We start from the raw sequence: 17828 nt of genomic DNA, 5'->3' as shown, positions 1-17828 counted from the left end.
GGAGGTCGGCCGCGAGGTCGGGGCGGCCGGCGGAACGGGCGAGGAGGCCGAGGAGGTGCAGGGCCTGGGGCTGCTCCGGATGTTCGTGCAGGATCTGCTGATAGAGGGCCTGGGCCTGCGGGAGGCGGCCGGCCTGCTGGTGCTGCAGGGCCAGCTGGAGGGGCCGCCTCGAGGTTCATGCGCCGGCCCCGGCGGCGCACCAGCGCTGCCACATGTCGCGGTAGGCGGCCTCGAGGTCGCGGGTGAAGGCGGCCTCGTCGCGCAGGGGGGAGGCGTCGAAGCGCGCCGGCAGCTCGCGGCGCAGGCGCGCGAGGCGGTCGGGGTCGTGCGCGAGTTCGACGGCGAGGCGGACATAGCCCTCCGTGTCCGCCGCCGCCAGTTCCTCGAGCCCGACGGTCTTCAGCAGGGCGTAACCGGAACGCGCGACGGAGGTCTGCCCGATGAGGGTCACGACCGGGATGCCCGTCCACAGGGTCTCGCAGGTGGTGGTGGTGCCGGTGTACGGGAACGGGTCCAGCGCGATGTCGATCCCGCGCAGCAGCTGCCAGTAGTCCTGTACGGGCAGCTTGTCGTGCAGATGCAGGCGCGCGGCCTCGATACCCTGCGCGGCGAAGCGCTGCGCGAGCCGCGTGCGCGCCGAGCCTTCGGGCACGCTGGTCATGACGAGGCGCGCGCCGGGCACGGCACTCAGGATCGCGGCCCAGCAGGCGATGCACTCGGGCGAGACCTTGGCGAAGTTGTTGAAGGAGCCGAAGGTGACATGACCGTTCCGCGCGGTGTGTGAGGACATGCCGGGCGTGCGCCCGGCGAGCGGCCGGTAGCACCACAGCGTGCGCGGCAGCCGATAGAGCGCCTCGCTGTGGAAGGCCTCCTGTCCGGGCGGATCGGTATCGAGGGTGCACAGGCGGTAATCCATGGCATCCAGTCCCGTGGTGGCGGGATAGCCGAGATACGTCACCTGCACCGGCGCCGGCTTGCGCGCGAAGGTGAGCAGGCGCCCGCTGCGCGTGTGTCCGGCAAGATCGACCAGGATGTCGATGCCGTCTTTGCTGATGCGCCCGGCGAGCTGATCATCGGTGAGGTTCGCGCAGTCCAGCCAGTGATCCGCCGCGGCCTGCAGGCGTTCAGTCCAGGCATCGTGCCTGACGCTGTTGAAATAGCAGAATACCTCAAGCTGCGAGCGGTCGTGCCGGGCGATCGCAGGCTCGATGAAGTAGGCCACCGGGTGGCCGAGGAAATCCGCGGAGACGTAACCGATGCGCAGCCGGCGGGCGGGCTCGCGGGTGTTGGTATGCGGCCGCCAGTGCGGCCTGAGCGGCGCCTCGCAGCGTGCGGCGAACTCGCGGTGCGCGGCGCAGGACTCCCGCGCGGTGATCGTGGCGAGGTAGTGCATCGAAAACAGTCTCGTGCCGTGTGCCTCCGGTGAATCCGGATTCAGCGCCAGGGCTTTGGTGAACCACTGCATTGCCTCTTCCTGCAGTCCTGCATTGGTCAGCGCCACGCCAAGGTTGTAACACGCCTCGACATAACCGGGATCGAGCGTGATGGCGGACTTGAACTGGCTGATCGCCTCGTCCACCCTGCGCATCCGGAAAAAGGCCAGGCCCAGGTTGTTGCGGGCAGGCGCGAATCCCGGTTCGATGGCGATGGACTTCTGACAGCATTGCAGGGCCTCGTCCAGCCTGTCCAGTTCAATGCAGGCATGGCCAAGATTGGAATAGGCTTCGGCAAAGTCCGGCTTCAGCCTGATGGCCGTCTGATAACTGGCGATCGCCTCGTCCAGCCGGCGCATCCTGAACTGAACCAGGGCCAGGTTGTAGTACGCGGGAGCGAATTCCGGTTTGAGGGCAACCGTCTTCTCGCAGCATTGCAGGGCTTCGTCCATCTGTCCCATGTCGTGACAGGCCTGGGCAAGATTGCTGTAGGCCTCGGCGTAGTCCGGCCTGAGCGTGATGGCCTTCCGGTAGCTCTCCGCGGACTCCCGCACCCTCCCCAGTGTGTGCAAGGCGATCCCGAGTGCCTGGTGCGCCTCGGCAAGGTCCGGCTGGAGTGCGAGCGCGGCGCGATAACTGGCGGCGGCTTCCTCGAGGAGGCCCTGTCTCGCATATGCGCGGCCGAGATTGAAATGCGCCGCCATCAGCGCGGGATCGACGGCCAGCGCCAGTCGGTAGCAGTCAACGGCCTCATCCATCCGGTTCTGTGCGAAGCAGACGTTGCCGAGCTTGCGGCGCGCCTCGGCGTGATCCGGCTGCAATGCGAGCGTCGCGCGGAAGAATCCGGCGGCATCGTCGAGCCGGCCCTGCAGGTAGCTGTCATGCCCTTGTTGCAATGCGTGTTCGGCGCGCTGCCGGGCATCCGGTGAGGACGACGGCGCCGGATCCGTCCGGCGGGTCTCCGGCACGTGTTCGCCCGCACTCGCACACCAGCGGCGCCACATGTCGCGGTAGGCGGCCTCGAGGTCGCGGGTAAAGGCGGCCTCATCGCGCAGGGGGGAGGCGTCGAAGCGCGCGGGCAGCTCGCGGCGCAGGCGGGCGAGGCGTTCGGGGTCGTGCGCGAGTTCGACGGCGAGGCGGACATAGTCCTCCGTGTCCGCCGCCGCCAGTTCCTCGAGCCCGACAGTCTTCAGCAGGGCGTAACCGGAACGTGCGACGGAGGTCTGCCCGATGAGGGTCACGACCGGGATGCCCGTCCACAGGGTCTCGCAGGTGGTGGTGGTGCCGGTGTACGGGAACGGATCGAGCGCGATGTCGATGCCCGACAGCAGGCGGTGGAAGTCGGGCTCCGGCAGCTTGTCATGCGCGACCACGCGTCCCGCCTCGATGCCGTGTGCGGCGACGCGCTCCGCCAGCGCCGCGCGCACGGAACCCTGCGGCACGCTGGTCATGACGAGGCGCGACCCGGGGACGGCCCGCAGGATATCCATCCAGGCGGCGAAGGCCGCGGGCGAGATCTTGGGGTAGAGGTTCATCGAGCCGAAGGTGACCTGGCCGTTCCGCAGTGCGGGAGTGCCCGCAGCGGGTGCGCGTCCGGCCGGCGGCCGGTAGCACCACAGCGTGCGCGGCAGGCGGTAGAGCGCCTCGCTGTGGAAGGCCTCCTGTCCGGGCGGATCGGTAGCGAGGGTGCACAGGCGGTAGTCCATCGCGTCGAGCCCGGTGGTGGCGGGGTAGCCGAGGTACGTCACCTGCACCGGCGCCGGCCGGTGCGCGAAGGCCGGCAGGCGTCCGTTGCGCGTATGCCCGGCGAGATCCACCAGGATGTCGATGCCGTCCGCGCGGATGCGCCCGGCGAGTTCATCGTCCGTCAGGTCGGCGCAGTCCAGCCAGCGATCCGCCGCGCCCTGCAGGCGCCCGGTGACCGCGTCGCGCTCGCTGTTGTTGTAATAGCAGCAGATCTCGAAACCGGCACGGTCGTGCGCGCCCATGACGGGTTCGAAGAAGTCGGCGATCGAGTGGCGGCGGAAGTCGGGCGAGACGTAGCCGATGCGCAGCCGGCGTTCCGGGTCGCGCGGATTGGCGTGGGCGCGCCAGTGCGGCCTGAGCGGCGCCTCGAAGCGCGCGGCGAATGCCCGGTGCGCGGCGAGGGATTCCGCCGCGGGGACACCCTCCACATAGAGGGTGGAATACAGCCTGGCGCTGTGCGTGGCGGCCGCATCCGGATCGATGGCGATGCTCGCATCGAAGCTGCGCGCGGCCTCCGCGGGCCGGCCCTGCCTGAAACAGACCAGGCCGAGGTTGTAGTGCGCGGCGGCATGCCGGGGTTTGAGGGCGATCGCCCGACGGCAGCAGTCCAGCGCCTCGTCGAGCGCGCCCTGGTGCATGGCGATCATGCCCAGGTTCGCATAGGCCTCCGCGGAGTCCGGCTGCAGCGCGATCGCCTGTTGAAACACGGCGCGCGCCTCGTCCCAGCGTCCCAGTTTGTAGCAGGCCAGGCCGAGCGTGACGTGCGCGGCGACCGATCCGGGCTTGAGGGCGAGCGCCTTGCGGCAGTGGTCCGCCGCCTCTTCCGGCCGGCCCAGGTACAGGCAGGCGGTGGCCAGGCTGCCGAGTGCCTCGGGATGATCCGGCTTCAACGCCAGGGCGCGCCGCGCGCTCGCGGCGGCCTCGTCGTAGCGGCCCTGCCCGGTGCAGATGACGGCGAGATTGTTATACGGCTCTGCTGCGGCGGGGTTCAGTTCGATGGCGCGTCGCGTGCTGGCGGCGGCGTCTTCCAGACGTCCCATCCGGTAGAGGCCGAGGCCCTTCATCATCTGCGCCTCGGCAGTGTCCGGCTGCAGGGCGATCGCACGGTCGAAACAGTTCACGGCCTCATCCAGCCGGTCCAGCCTGTAGAGCGTGAGCCCGAGGTTGTAATGTGCCGCGGCCGACTTCGGGTCGAGGGTGAGCGCTTCCCTGTAACAGGCGGCGGCGGCATCGTACGCGCCTTGCGTGAAATTCACCTGGCCCTGCTGCAGCAGGCGCAGCATGGGCGGTGCGGCCGTCATGCGCCGGCCCCGGCGGCGCACCAGCGCTGCCACATGTCGCGGTAGGCGGCCTCGAGGTCGCGGGTGAAGGCGGCCTCGTCGCGCAGGGGGGAGGCGTCGAAGCGCGCCGGCAGCTCGCGGCGCAGGCGCGCGAGGCGGTCGGGGTCGTGCGCGAGTTCGACGGCGAGGCGGACATAGTCCTCCGTGTCCGCCGCCGCCAGTTCCTCGAGCCCGACGGTCTTCAGCAGGGCGTAACCGGAGCGTGCGACGGAGGTCTGCCCGATGAGGGTCACGACCGGGATGCCCGTCCACAGGGTCTCGCAGGTGGTGGTGGTGCCGGTGTATGGAAACGGATCGAGCGCGATGTCGATCCCCTCGATGAGATTGAAGTACTGCGCCCCGGGCAGCTTTCCGTGCAGCTCGAGCCGCTGCGACGCGACACCGCCGGCGGTAAAACGCGCGCTGATCGCGTGTCGCGCGGCGCCGGTCGGGACCTGGGTCATCACCAGGCGTGCCGCGGGCAGCGCGCGCAGGATCTCCATCCATGCGGCCATGGATTCCTCTGATACCTTGGCGATGTTGTTGAGCGAACCGAAGGTGACCGCGCCCGTCCCCGCCGCGGGGCGGGCGGCGCCGGTGACGGCCGTCCTCTGCTGCGCCGGACGATAACACCACAGCGTGCGCGGCAGGCGATAGAGCGCCTCGCTGTGGAAGGCCTCCTGTCCGGGCGGGTCGGTGTCCGCGGTGCACAGGCGGTAATCCATGGCGTCGAGCCCGGTGGTCGCCGGGGACCCGAGCCAGGTCACCTGCACCGGCGCCGGCCGGCGCGCGAAGGCCATCAGGCGGTTGTCCACGGAGTGGCCCGCCAGGTCCACCAGGATATCGATGCCGTCCCGGCGGATGCGCCCGGACAGTTCCTGGTCGGACAGCCCCCTGCACGGTATCCAGTGGTCCGCGCAGGCCGCGATGCGGGCCGTCGTGTCGTCTCGCACCGTGTGATTGTAGTAGCAGTAGACTTCGTAGTGCGATCTGTCGTGACCGGCCAGGACCGGTTCGATGAAATGCGCCACCGAATGGCGGCGGAAGTCCGCGGACACGTAGCCCACCTTGAGCCGGCGCCCGCTGTCGCAGGTGTTTTCATGCGCACGCCAGCTGTGCCTGAGCGGCGCCTCGCACTGCGCGGCGAACTGCCGCTGCGCGGCCAGCATCCCCGCCGGCGTCGTCGTCGCGAGATAGAGCATCGAAAACAGCCGCGCGCTGTGTCCGGCGGCATGGCCGGGTGCGAGGCGGACCCCGGTTTCAAAGCGCTCGAGCGCCTCCCGGCCCCGGCCCAGGTACGTCAGGGTGACACCGAGGTTGATGCAGGCATCGGCATAATCGGGATTGAGGCGGAGGGCATCCTGGAAGGAGTCGAGGGCGCAGTCGAGGCGGCCGAGGCGGAGGCAGGCGAGTCCGAGGTTGTAGTGGGCGACGGCGAAGCCGGGGAGGAGGGCGATCGCCGCACGGGCGGCCTGCTCGGCGGGTTCGAGCCGGTTCTGGTCGAGGTAGAGGTTGGCGAGGTTGTTGTGGGCCTCGGCATAGTCGGGCCGCAGCCGGAGGGCCTGTTTGAAGGCGTCCTCGGCCGGCTCCGGTCGGGCGAGCCGGTGCAGCGCGAGGCCGAGCATGAGGTGCGCCTCCGGGAGCCGGGGTGCGCGCGCACACACGTCCCGGAACACGGCGGCGGCGTCCTCCAGGCGGTCCAGCTTGTAGAGCGCGAGGCCGAGGTTGTAGCGGGCCGGGACGTTGTGCGGCTGCAGGGCCAGCGCCTGGCGGAAGTGTCCGGCGGCGGCGTCGAGGTCCTCCTGCATGGCGCGGGTGATGCCGAGCTTGTAGTGGTGGTCGGGGAGTCCTGGCTCGGCCCGGACGGCCTTGCCGAGGAGGTCGGCCGCGAGGTCGGGGCGGCCGGCGGAACGGGCGAGGAGGCCGAGGAGGTGCAGGGCCTGGGGCTGCTCCGGATGTTCGTGCAGGATCTGCTGATAGAGGGCCTGGGCCTGCGGGAGGCGGCCGGCCTGCTGGTGCTGCAGGGCGAGCTGGAGGGCCGCCTCGAGGTTCATGCGCCGGCCCCGGCGGCGCACCAGCGCTGCCACATGTCGCGGTAGGCGGCCTCGAGGTCGCGGGTGAAGGCGGCCTCGTCGCGCAGGGGGGAGGCGTCGAAGCGCGCGGGCAGCTCGCGGCGCAGGCGGGCGAGGCGGTCGGGGTCGTGCGCGAGTTCGACGGCGAGGCGGACATAGTCCTCCGTGTCCGCCGCCGCCAGTTCCTCGAGCCCGACAGTCTTCAGCAGGGCGTAACCGGAGCGTGCGACGGAGGTCTGCCCGATGAGGGTCACGACCGGGATGCCCGTCCACAGGGTCTCGCAGGTGGTGGTGGTGCCGGTGTACGGAAACGGATCGAGCGCGATGTCGATCCCGCGCAGCAGCGCCTGGTAGTCCCCCTCGGCGAGGCGGCCGTGCAGTCCCAGCCGCGCGGGCGCGATCCCCCTGGCGGCCAGCCGCGCCTCGAGTTCGGCGTGCGCCGTGCCGTCCGCGACGCGCGTCATGACCAGGCGCGCGTCCGGCGCCGTGTTCAGGATGTGCGTCCACAGCTCCAGTGCCTGCGGCGAGACCTTGGGCAGGTTGTTCATCGAGCCGAAGGTGACGTTGCTGCTGCGTGCGGCGGCGTCGTGCCCGGCGGGCGGCCGCGGACCGGGCGGCCGGTAGCACCACAGCGTGCGCGGCAGTCGATAGAGGGTCTCGGTGTGGAAGGCCTCCTGTCCGGGCGGGTCGGTGTCCGCGCTGCACAGGCGGTAGTCCATCGCGGCGAGCCCGGTGGTGGCCGGATAGCCCAGATAGCTGACCTGCACCGGCGCCGGCTTGCGCGCGAAGGCCGGCAGGCGGTTGCCGGCCGTGTGGCCGGCGAGGTCCACCAGGATGTCGATGCCGTCTTTGCTGATGCGCCCGGCGAGCTGTTCGTCCGACAGATTCAGGCACGGCACCCAGTGGTCCACGCAGGCCTGCAGGCGCGCGGACACCTCGTCCTGCTGGCTGTGGCTGTAGTAGGCGAAGACCTCCAGCGCGGACTTGTCGTGACGCGCGAGCACCGGCTCGATGAAGGAGGCCACCGAATGCCGGCGCAGGTCCGGCGACACGTAGCCGACCCGCAGGCGGCGGTTCGGGTCGCGCGTATTCGCATGGCGCGGCCAGTGCGCCCGGAGCGGCGCCTCGAAGCGTTCGGCGTAGCCGCGATGCTGCTCCAGCAGTTGCGCCGGCGTGGTCTCCGCCCGGTAGAGCTGGGTCATGAGCCAGTTGCTGTAGACATAGGCATGATCGGGGCTGACGGCCAGGGTGGCCTGAAAACAGCCGGCCGCCTCCTCGATCCGGCCCTGGCCGAGGCGGGCGCGGCCCAGGTTGTGCAGCGCCTCGGCGGAGTCCGGCTTCAGCGCGAGGGCCTTCTGGAAACAGTCGATCGCGGCCTCGGTGCGGTTCTGCCGGAGGCGGGCGGTGCCGAGGTTCTCCCAGGCCCGGGCGGAGTCGGGCTTGAGCGCCAGCGCCTGCTCAAAGCAGGCGACCGCGTCATCCAGCGCCCCGCGGCCGCCGTGCGCCAGGCCGAGCTGGATGCGCGCCTCGATGTCCGCCGGGTTGCGCGCGAGCAGGTCCTGGCAGGAGGCGATCGCCTCGCTGTACTCGCCCTGACGCAGCCGGATGCCCGCCAGGTTGAACAGGGCACTGGCATAGCCGGGCCGCTGCGCGAGTGCCTGGCGGAAGCAGCGCGCCGCCTCGTCCAGCCGGGCGCGGCTCAGATGGATCATGCCGAGGTTGTTGTGCGCCTCGGCGAGGTCGGGGCGGAGTTCCAGCGCCTGCGCGTAGCAGCGCATCGCCTCGTCCAGTTCGCCCCTGGAGCCCAGGGTCACGCCGCGGTTATAGAGTTCTTCCGCAGTCACGGATGACCCCGCGAGGCAGCATTTCTTGTATTTTTTGCCGCTGCCGCAGGGGCAGGGGTCGTTGCGCTTAGGGGCGTTCACTGTCGGTCAGCTTCATCGCAGGGCTAACATGCCGGGACCTCCGCCAGACGCGGCCGCCATGGCGGGGGAATCCTCCATGTGCCGGTGTCCGGTCCCGGGGCAATCGTTCGGGTTGTCGGCGCACCCGTGCTGCCTTGGGCCGCGCCGCTGGGGGAGGGCGCCACGCCGTTGCATGCCGGGACTCGCGGTGCGTGGCCGCGTGTCCCGCCGGCGGCGCGCGCATTGCCGGAATTTTAGCACAGCCGGACGCCGTCCCGGCCGCGCGTCGTGCCCCGCGGCTAACTCCCCGGCGTCCCCGCGCGGCACCACCTGTGCCACATGTCCCGGTACGCGGCCTCGAGGTCGCGGGTGAATCCCGCCTCGTCGCGCAGCGGCGATGCGGCGAAGCGCGCGGGCAGTTCCGCGCGCAGGGCATCGAGGCGCGCGGTGTCCTGTGCGAGCCCGGTGGCGATGCGCACATATTCCACGTCGCTGGCGGCGGCCAGCGTTTCCAGCCCGACCGCCTTCAGCAGCGCGTAGCCCGCGCGCGCGGCCGAGCTTGTGCCTGCCTGGGTCACCACCGGGACGCCCGTCCACAGCGTCTCGCAAGTGGTCGTTGTACCAGTGTAGGGAAAGGGATCCAGCGCGATATCGATCTCTTCAAGCAACTTCCAGTAGCCGGATGCCGGCAGACGGCCGGGGAAGCGCAGCCGTTCCGCCGCGATGCCGCACCCGGTGAAAAGTGCGCGGATGTCCTCGCTCACCGGGCCTGCCAAGATGTTGGTCATGACCAGGCGTGAACCCGGGACGGCGCGCAGGATCTCCGCCCACAGGGCAATGCGTTCCGGTGTGATTTTGGCCGGGTTGTTCAGCGACCCGAAGGTGATGGCGTCGCGCCGGGCCGCGCGCGCGGCGGGCGTGGTGGCCGGCCGTTCCGCGGGCGGACGATAGCACCACAGGCTGCGCGGCAGGCGGTAGAGGACTTCGCTGTGCCAGGCCTCCTGTCCCGGCGGATCGGTGTCGTTTGTGCATAGCCGGTAGTCCACGGCGTCGAGCCCGGTCGTGGCCGGATAACCGAGCCAGGTGACCTGTACCGGGGCGGGCTTGCGCGCGAGTGCGGGCAGGCGGTTCTCGTTGGTGTGTCCGGCGAGATCGACCAGGATATCGATCCCGTCGGCCCGGATACGCTCGGCCAGTTGCACATCTCCGAGATCATGGCAGGGTCGCCAGTGGTCCGCCGAAGCGGCCAGGCGCGCGGTCACCTCATCCTGCCGGTGATGGTTGTAATAGCCGAAAATCTCGACCCGCGTCCTGTCATGCGCGGTGAGCACCGGCTCGATGAACCAGGCCACCGAGTGACGGCGGAAATCGGGCGAGAGGTAGCCGATCTTCAGGCGGCGCTCCGGATCGCGTGCATTCCGATGCGGCCGCCAGCCGGATTTGAGCGGCGCCTCGAACCGCGCCGCGAAACGGCGATGCTCGGCGAAGGACTGCTCCGGGGTCACGTCGCCCATGTATTGCAGGGTCACCAGCAGGGCGCTGTGCGCCGCCGCGAAATCGGGCTCCAGCTCCAGAGCCCGGCGTATGGCCGCTGCCGCCTGATCCAGTCCGCCGGGCCGGTTGCAGCTGTTGGCCAGGTTGACGTAGGCCTCGGCGTACTCCGGCCGGAGCTCGATCGCCCGTTCACAGGCACGCCTCCCCGCTCTCGTCCAGTCGCCCCAGCCGGTAGCTGGCAATGCCCAGTGTGAGTTCCGCCTCGGCGGACTCCGGCTTGAGCGCGATGGCCTGTTCGCAACAGTGCACGGCGTCCTCGAACCGGCCCTGATTGATACGCGCGTTGGCGAGGTTGATCAGTGCGTCGGGGAAGCCGGGCCTGAGGGCCAGCGCCCGCGCGAAACAGGCGGCCGATTCGTCCACCCTGCCCGAGCGCAGCAGTGCCTTGCCGAGCTGGTGCTGCGCGTCGGCATCCTCCGGGGTGCGTGCCAGAACCCTCTGGTAAGCCTCGATCGCGGCGGGCAGGTCCCCCTGCCGCAGCGCGATACCCGCCAGATTGAAGCATGCCTTGTCGTAATCGGGCCGCGCGGCGAGTGCCGCCCGGAAGGCCCGGGCGGATTCCTCCAGCCGGTCCTGGCTCAGGTGGATCAGGCCGAGATTGTTGTGCGCCTCCGCGAGATCCGGTCGCAGGGCGAGCGCCCGTCGGAAACAGGCCGCAGCCTCGTCGAGCCTTCCCGCGCCGCAGGCGTCCACGCCGAGGTTATAGGCGGCCTCGGCCGGATCGATGCCCCGCGCAAGGCAGCATGTCTTGTATTTTCTGCCGCTGCCGCAGGGGCAGGGGTCGTTGCGGCCGATGGCATTCATGTGAAATCCGGCGGTGTTTCTCGCCAATGGTACGGGATGCGGGGAGGCGACCGCGAGCCTGCCGCGGCGCGGGGTGTGCCGGGCGGCTACTGTCCGGGGAGGGAGGTGAAGGGCTCGCCCTCGATCAGGGCGTTCCAGTCCATCTGCTCCGCGCGCGGGGACGGGTCATCGGCGCCGGTCCGGGGCAGGCGGTAATGGTAGAGGCCGAGGCGCCACAGGTCCTGGAACAGGGCGCGGCAGAAGCGCCGGACGACCTCGGGCGGGTCCTTGAATCCCGCCTGCCGCACGCAGTCCTCGATCGACCGTTGCCCGTCCGCCTGGCGCAGGATCAGCGACTGCGGGCGCGTCAGCGGCAGCGGCGGATAGGGCGCGCGTTCCAGCACGAGCAGTCCCCCGGGGGCCTCCCGGACGGCAAGGTCCCAGCGCGGTACGGGGACGTACTGCATGAACGCGTCCGCTTCGAACCCGATCCGGTATGTGGCCGGGTCCCGGTCGGTGCGGCATACGAAGAAGGCATGCTGCGAGACAAATCCGTGCATCAGCTCCATGGCCTGCCAGCGCAGGCGCTCGGGCAGGGCGTCGAGGTGTGCATAGAACGGTGCGTCGCGGGGGACCTGCGCCTCGGGGTAATAGAAGAAATTCTCCATCCAGCCCTGGAACGCGAGGCCGGCGTCCTCCGTCAGGCGCAGGCAGTCCTGCACCGTGAACGGGATATCCTGGCGGTGCAGGAAGGTGTCCACCAGTCCCGCGTCGTAGTCGACATCGTTCGACTGGCGCAGATAGCGCTGGATCTGGTGGTCGGGCTTGAGGGTGGACAGGCAGGCCTTGACGACCTCGAGGTCCTGCTCGCCCTGCCCCAGCCCCATCATGCGGAAGAGGTCCTGCAGCATGTAGACGCCGGTGCGTCCGTACTTCGCGTAGAGCATCACGAATATCACGCCGTCGGGTTCCAGCACCTGGCCAAGGGCGCGCAGCCCCTGCACCGGATCCGGCAGTTGGTGCGGTACGCCGCTGGTGTCGATGAAATCGAAACCTTCACCCAGGCGCGTCACCTCCTCCAGGCGGCCCAGGTGCAGCTCCAGGTTGCCCAGGGCGTGCTTCTCCCGGAGATGGCGTTCGTGCGCCAGGCTCGCCGTGCTGATGTCGATTCCGACCACGCGGGATTCCGGGTAATGGAAGGCGTAGCGCGCCGCCAGATTGGCGCCGCAGCCGGCGACCAGGATCTTCATGGCAGTGCGGGGCCGGCGATCCGGCCAGTAGGCGGCGCTCAGCCGCGCGGGATCGCAGCCCGCGCGCAGGTCGCGTTCTTCCGGGGCCGAGAGGTCCTCGACGGGCCGGGGGTAGATCCAGCGTTCGTACTGGCTTGCAACGGGATCCGCTGTGGTCGAAACCGCCATGGCGCCTGCTTCCGCTTGCTCAAGGGATCCGCCGCGGGCAACGCGTCGCGGCGGAACGTGAAGGTGACGTACCGTCAGGTCGTGATCGTCGAACTCAGGGTATGCGAGGCGGGATCACGCGGTCAACTCCCGCTGTTGATATGCGCGGCGGGCCGGGATGCGCCGGCTAGTTGAGCCGGCATCCGGTCGCGGTGTAGGTCCCGGTCTGTACCTGGGTGGCGCTGATGTTCTGGGTCCAGGTGCCGGTGACGGTGAGCGAGTTGAAGTCGATGTTCCCGACGAAATTCTTGACGTCGCCCGCGGTGACGTCCATGGTGCGGATCGCCGCGTCCTCCTGCCCGATGACGCGGCCGTTGAAATTCGTGAGCTCGTCGATGGTGGCCTTGTACATCTCGCCGTTGATGCTGTTGAGGTCGCCGGCGGAGTCCCGCAGGATGCCGAAGGACATGATGCCGTTATCGTCGCCGTCGAAGGTGCCGTTGAACAGGTAGATGGGGGTCTGGGCCACGTTGATCCGAACCCCGGAGAAGGTCCCCTGCTGGCTGGTGTTGGTGTTCTGCCAGTTGCCGTCGACCTGGTTGAGGGTCGTGTACTGGAAGGTGAATTCGTCTCCCTCCGGGGTCCTGCCGGCGACCGAGATCCCGTCGAGGTTCTGTCCGTCGAACCGGAGCGGCGTCGTGCCCGCGATCGGATTGACCACCGTGCCGCCCACCCGGTAGATGTGGCCGGAGAGGATGCCCGTCCGGCCGTTGACCAGGAAGCCGAAACGGCCGACCACGCCGGTGGTGTCCTGGAAATCCCCGCCGAAGCCGCCCGAATAGCTGCAGGTCAGCGTCGCGTCAAGGTGGGCCTTCGCGGTCAGGGCATCGGGCAGGACGGGGAGCCGCTCGTCGACGCTGGCGACGTCCGAGATGATGCTGGCGAGCTCGGCCTCGAGATCGGCGGCCAGGAAGTTGACCTGCGGCCAGCTCTGGGCCACGGTGCGCACCGCCTCGGTGATGACGATCCCGTCGTCGGGATCCCCGTCGTTGTCGAGCATCTGCAGGAAGCGGGCAATGTTCTGCACCTGCGTGTTGCTGGTATTGCTGCCGTTCGCGACGATATGGACGGGGGTCATGACCGACTCGCCCGCCGCGGTGCCGAGGGTGACGCCGCCGAGGAAGAAGGTGATGCCGGCGCCGACCTCGTAGGTGAATTCGCCGGTCAGCGTCAGGTTGTCCTCGAACGGTGTCACCCCGACGGTCTCTCCCGAGCGGTACTCCAGGCCGGCGACGTTGCTGTCGCGGAACAGCCCCTTGCCGGTGGTGGCCCCCAGCCCTTCCGGGGATACGTTGCCGAGGTTGCTGACCGCGCCGCCGCAGGCGCAAAGACCCGCGGAGGCGAGGATCGCGACGGGCAGGTGCCGCTTGATATCGTGGTGTCCGCGTTTCACGTTGAGCTCATCATTTTGTGGACGGCCTCAGGTCCCGCCCCGCCGGCGGGCGCAGTAACCTGCGGCAGGTTCTGCGGTTTGATGTCCGCTCCGGAGGCACATGCCACGGAACGGGTCCCGCTGTGATTATAGTAGTGTGACTGCATCCGCATGTACTAGTTCCGCGCGCGCCGGTCCCTAGAAGCTGAGCGCCGCGCCCGCGGACAGCGAGACGTTCATATAGTCGCCGAGCGATGAGCTCTGTATGCCGACCGCCGTGCCGACGTCCTCGGGAGAGAGGATGAAGCCGGTCGGCAGGTTCGACTCGTTGAGCTGCCAGGAGAGGTTGGCGAACAGGCGCAGCTTCGAACTGACGAAGTACGTCGCGCCGGCGGAGAGATTGTGGGAGAAATTTCTCCGGAATTCGGTGAACAGCGTGGCGGAGTCCGGGTTCACGTAGTCGGCCAGGGAAAAGTTGTAGCCGCTGTTGACGCTGAGGCCGGGGGCGACAACCTTGCTCAACTGCAGGGCGAACCCATGGCTGACATAGGCCTGGTCCGAGCTGAAGTTATCCGCGTTTTCGTTGCTGGTCAGCGTGTATCCGCCGGACCACCTCCAGCTGTTGCCCAGCGTCTGACTGAGCGTCGCCCCGAAGCTGAGGTTCAGGGAGTTCAGTATCGGGGAGGTCGCGGACTCGAACTTGCGCGCGCCGAAGGTCAGGCGCCAGCTGCCGGGCGCCTCCTCGCGCATCGCGTCCGAGGCCAGCCACGGGATCAGGGCGGGGATCCGGATGTTGCCGGCGACGTCGCTGTTGAAGCTGTAGGTCTCGTTGATCTTGCTCTCCGTCGCGAGCCCCTCCAGCATGCTGCCGGTGAACGAGGCGGAGAAATCGAGGTCCCTCCAGGCGAAGGTGAGATACGGCGTTATGCTGGTGTTGAACAGGTCGAACTGCGAGTTGTAGTAGGTGGAATACGACGGGCTGTAGACCAGACCCAGATAGAGCGGCCGGAGGTAGAGTTTGCGGCGGTAGTTGATGCTGCCGCTCATGTCCGTGCGGTATTCCGGCTGCGGGTCGTCGCGGGTCAGGTTGTTGTTCGAGCTGTAGCTCGTCGAATAGTTGATGGAATAGGAAAAGCCGTCGATGCGGTTTTCCAGTGCCTTCACGCGCGCGGCCGCGCTTTCGCGCAGGCTTTCCGAAGGGGAGAGCCGCATGGCCGCCCGATATTCATCCAGCGCGTCCTCCTCGCGGTTGCTCTGCTCGTAGCTCAGGCCGAGGTTCAGGTGGGCCGCGGCGTGGTTGGGGGCGATGCGGACGACCTCCTCGTACTGGCGGGCGGCGTCCTCGGGACGCTCCTTGTCGCTGTAGATGATCGCGAGATAAAAGTGCGACATGAGGTCGTCGGGATGCTTTTCGATGATCTGCCTGAACCCCGTCTCCGCCACCGCCGCCCTGCCTTCGTTGAAGGCCTTCTTGGCTGAAAGCAGCGCGAGCTTGTCCTCGATGCCGGTCCGCTCATCGGGCCCCAGTTCCTTCTCCAGCATGCTCTTGTAAAGCGTCTCCGCCTTGTCGAGGGCGCCGGTCTCGTCGTACATGCCCGCCAGCGTTTCCTGCGCCGGGAAGTTGTCCGGATTGATCCGGACGATGTTCTCGAAGGCCTCTATGGCCTGCTCCCTGCGGTTCAGCTGCAGGCTCAGCAGGGCGAGCTGCGACCACGCCGGCAGGTCGTCCGGCTTTTCGGCCAGCCGGTCGCGCCAGTCCTTGATCATCTCGTCCTGGATCGCGGTCTTGATCTCCGCGCCCTGCTCGTCCGCGTAGATGTTCTTGAGCAACTGGTCGACCTGTCCGGCCAGCGGGGTGCCGCGGCCGCGGATCTTGATCTCCTCGAATTCGCGCGCGGCGTCCTGGGGCTGCTTCATCTCAAGGTAGAGGGCGCCGAGCCGCAGCCTCGCCTCCAGGTCGGCAGGCTGCTGCTCCAGCACGTCGAGCAGGATCTCCTCCGCCTTTGTGTTTTCCTTCATGCCGCGGTAGGCGGTGGCGAGATTGAGGCGCGTCGCACGGTCCCCGGGCTCCAGTCTGAGCTGTTCCTCGAACAGGTCCTTCGCCGCGGCGAAGGACTCGCTCTGCAGGGCCTGGTGCCCCCGGATCTTGACCAGGCTGATGTTGATGCTGCGGGCCTGGGGCGAGCCTGGCGGCGCCAGGGCGAGCGCCTGTTCGTAGCGCGCAATGGCCTTCGGGTAGTCGTTCGCGCCGGCCGAGACATCGGCGGCAACGACATAGGGCAGGATCTCGCGCGGGGCGGCGGCGATGACCTTGTCCAGCATGGTCTGCGCGTCCGCGGCGCGGTCCGCCTGGGACAATGCCGTGACCGCCTCGCCGAAGGCGGCGGGATCACCGGGGTATTGCGTCAGCACGGCGATGAAAATCTGCATAGCCTGCTCCGCCTCGCCCTCGCTCAGACGGCGGAGACCGGTCAGCAGCCGCAGGCGTTTATTCGCCTCGACCGCCTCGGGCGTGCCCGGCGCGGCGTCGGCGACCTTCTGGTAGTGGCCCAGCGCGTCGCCCATCAGCCCGATGCGCTGGTATGCCTGGGCGAGGGAGAGGCGCAACGGGTAGTTGCCGGGGTCCAGCTCCACGCTGCGTGCGAGGTAGGGCAGCCCTTCCTGGGTCCGGTCCTGCTGCAGGAAGATGCTGGCGGCGAGCAGCAGGACTTCCTTGTTGTCGGGGTCGCGGGTCAGCACCGCGCTCAGCATGCGCAGCGCGCCCTGGGGATCGCCCTGTGAGAGCAGGCGCTTGCCTTCGGCGATGAGGGTGTCGATGCCGGCGGACAGGATGATCGCGTCGTCTCCCAGCACGCGCTGCCGCCCGGTCAGTACGCGCGCGTGCTCCTGCGCCTCGACGCCGACATTGGTCGCCGGGGACTGTTTGATGACGCTTTCGTAGGCTAGCAGTGCATCCTCGATGGCCCCGTAGCGTTCATAGCCCTGCGCCAGCGTCATCTGCGTGAGGGGGACTTCCGGCGCCAGGGTGGCGGCGAGCTCGAGGTACTTGATTCCCGCCACGGGCTGGCCGAGCTGCTGCAGCAGCGTGCCGACGTAGAACAGGATCTCGAGGTTGGTCGGCTGCAGCGCCAGCACGCCCTTGAACGCGCGCAGTGCGCCCTGCGGGTCCTGGTCGGCAAGCAGTTTCCTGCCTTCCGCGCTGAGGTCTTCGATGCCGCGGTCGAGTATCGTCTCTGACTTCAGGCGCGCCTGTATCTTCTCGGCCAGCAGCGGTCCGCGCCGCGCCGCCTCGACGCCCTCGGGCCTGTCGGGCGCGGCGGCGGCGATGGCGCGGTATTCACGGTAGGCCGCGCCGAGGACGTCGTGCTGCTCGTAGAGGTCGGCGAGCCGCATGCGCAGGGCGTAACGCTCGGGCGCAAGCTTCGCCGCGCGTTCCAGGTACTTGATGCCCGGCACCGGCTGGTCGAGCGCAATGTGGATCTCGCCGGCGCGGATCAGGATCTCGACATTGCCGGGCTCGTGGACCAGCACCGACCTGAACAGCACCAGCGCGCTGTTGAGGTCCCCCTCGGTACGCAGGCGCGTGGCCTCGGTCACCAGCGCCGAGATCTCCGCGGGCGAGACGGCGACCGCCGGGGAGGTGATGCGGGTCTGTTCCGCCAGCGCCCGGTTGCGCTCCTCCGCCTCCTGTGCCTCGCGGCTGTCGGGCGCGAGGCTGATCACCTTCTGGTATTCCCGCATGGCGTCGTTGAGGTTGCCGAAACGTTCGTGGGCCTTGGCGAGCACCATGCGCACGCGGAAGTTGTCGGGGGCGAGCTCGACGCTGCGCGTAAGGTACTTGAGCCCGAGCTCGGGCTGCTGCAGCTGCAGGTAGAGGTTGCCGAGGAAATACAGGACCTGGGGATTTTCCGGATCGCGCGCCAGCGCCTGTTCGAACTCCTGCAGGGCGCCCTGGGGGTCGCCGCCGCTGATGCGCTTCCGGCCCTCGGCGATGAGATCCGAGATGTCCGTGGCGGACAGGAAGGCGTCAGGCCCCTGCTGCCCCAGCGCCGCAGGGATGTGTATTCCGCCGCACAGGGAGGCGCCGAGGCAGGCCGCCCACAGCAGCCGGTTCGGCGGCCTCGTCTGGTCTGTGCGCCTCCGGCCGGGGTTGATGCGGGTTTTCATGCGGTGTGTCATGCCGGGGCG

Annotated in this window: 8 protein-coding genes; all 8 read right to left on the bottom strand. The window is 68.9% G+C overall.

The features are described from left to right. Nucleotides 1-175: 175 nt before the first annotated feature. A complete protein-coding gene (locus IPK65_00740) occupies nt 176-4480 on the bottom strand; it encodes a tetratricopeptide repeat protein (protein ID MBK8161710.1) in 4305 nt (1434 codons plus the stop codon). Then, nucleotides 4477-6573, bottom strand: a complete 2097-nt coding sequence (locus IPK65_00735; protein ID MBK8161709.1) for a tetratricopeptide repeat protein — start codon at nt 6571-6573, stop codon at nt 4477-4479. The genes IPK65_00740 and IPK65_00735 overlap by 4 nt, the downstream gene beginning before the upstream one ends. Continuing rightward, complete coding sequence (locus tag IPK65_00730) at nt 6549-8495, bottom strand: tetratricopeptide repeat protein (protein MBK8161708.1); 1947 nt, start codon at nt 8493-8495, stop codon at nt 6549-6551. The genes IPK65_00735 and IPK65_00730 overlap by 25 nt, the downstream gene beginning before the upstream one ends. Nucleotides 8496-8773: 278 nt before the next feature. Next, nucleotides 8774-10210 carry a glycosyltransferase gene (locus IPK65_00725; GenBank protein ID MBK8161707.1) on the bottom strand — a complete coding sequence of 479 codons (1437 nt, stop codon included), beginning with the start codon at nt 10208-10210 and terminating at the stop codon, nt 8774-8776. After that, on the bottom strand, nt 10158-10832 hold the full coding sequence (locus tag IPK65_00720) for a tetratricopeptide repeat protein (GenBank protein MBK8161706.1): 675 nt from the start codon (nt 10830-10832) through the stop codon (nt 10158-10160). The genes IPK65_00725 and IPK65_00720 overlap by 53 nt, the downstream gene beginning before the upstream one ends. A gap of 86 nt (nt 10833-10918) precedes the next feature. Then, a complete protein-coding gene (locus IPK65_00715; protein ID MBK8161705.1) occupies nt 10919-12229 on the bottom strand; it encodes a class I SAM-dependent methyltransferase in 1311 nt (436 codons plus the stop codon). Nucleotides 12230-12395: 166 nt separating this feature from the next. Further along, complete coding sequence (locus tag IPK65_00710; protein ID MBK8161704.1) at nt 12396-13661, bottom strand: hypothetical protein; 1266 nt, start codon at nt 13659-13661, stop codon at nt 12396-12398. Between the two features lie 177 nt (nt 13662-13838). Further along, nucleotides 13839-17807, bottom strand: a complete 3969-nt coding sequence (locus IPK65_00705; protein MBK8161703.1) for a tetratricopeptide repeat protein — start codon at nt 17805-17807, stop codon at nt 13839-13841. Between the last annotated feature and the right edge of the window lie 21 nt (nt 17808-17828).

Source organism: Gammaproteobacteria bacterium, from assembly GCA_016712635.1.
Classification (GTDB): Bacteria; Pseudomonadota; Gammaproteobacteria; order SZUA-140; family SZUA-140; genus JADJWH01.
Note: the sequence above shows the minus strand (reverse complement) of the source record. Positions and strands in the feature narration are given on the sequence as shown.

Coding starts and splice junctions, on each gene's coding strand:
- IPK65_00740 (MBK8161710.1), bottom strand. CDS start 4,480: ATGACGGCCGCACCGCCCATGCTGCGCCTGCTGCAGCAGGGCCAGGTG.
- IPK65_00720 (MBK8161706.1), bottom strand. CDS start 10,832: ATGAATGCCATCGGCCGCAACGACCCCTGCCCCTGCGGCAGCGGCAGA.
- IPK65_00715 (MBK8161705.1), bottom strand. CDS start 12,229: ATGGCGGTTTCGACCACAGCGGATCCCGTTGCAAGCCAGTACGAACGC.
- IPK65_00705 (MBK8161703.1), bottom strand. CDS start 17,807: ATGAAAACCCGCATCAACCCCGGCCGGAGGCGCACAGACCAGACGAGG.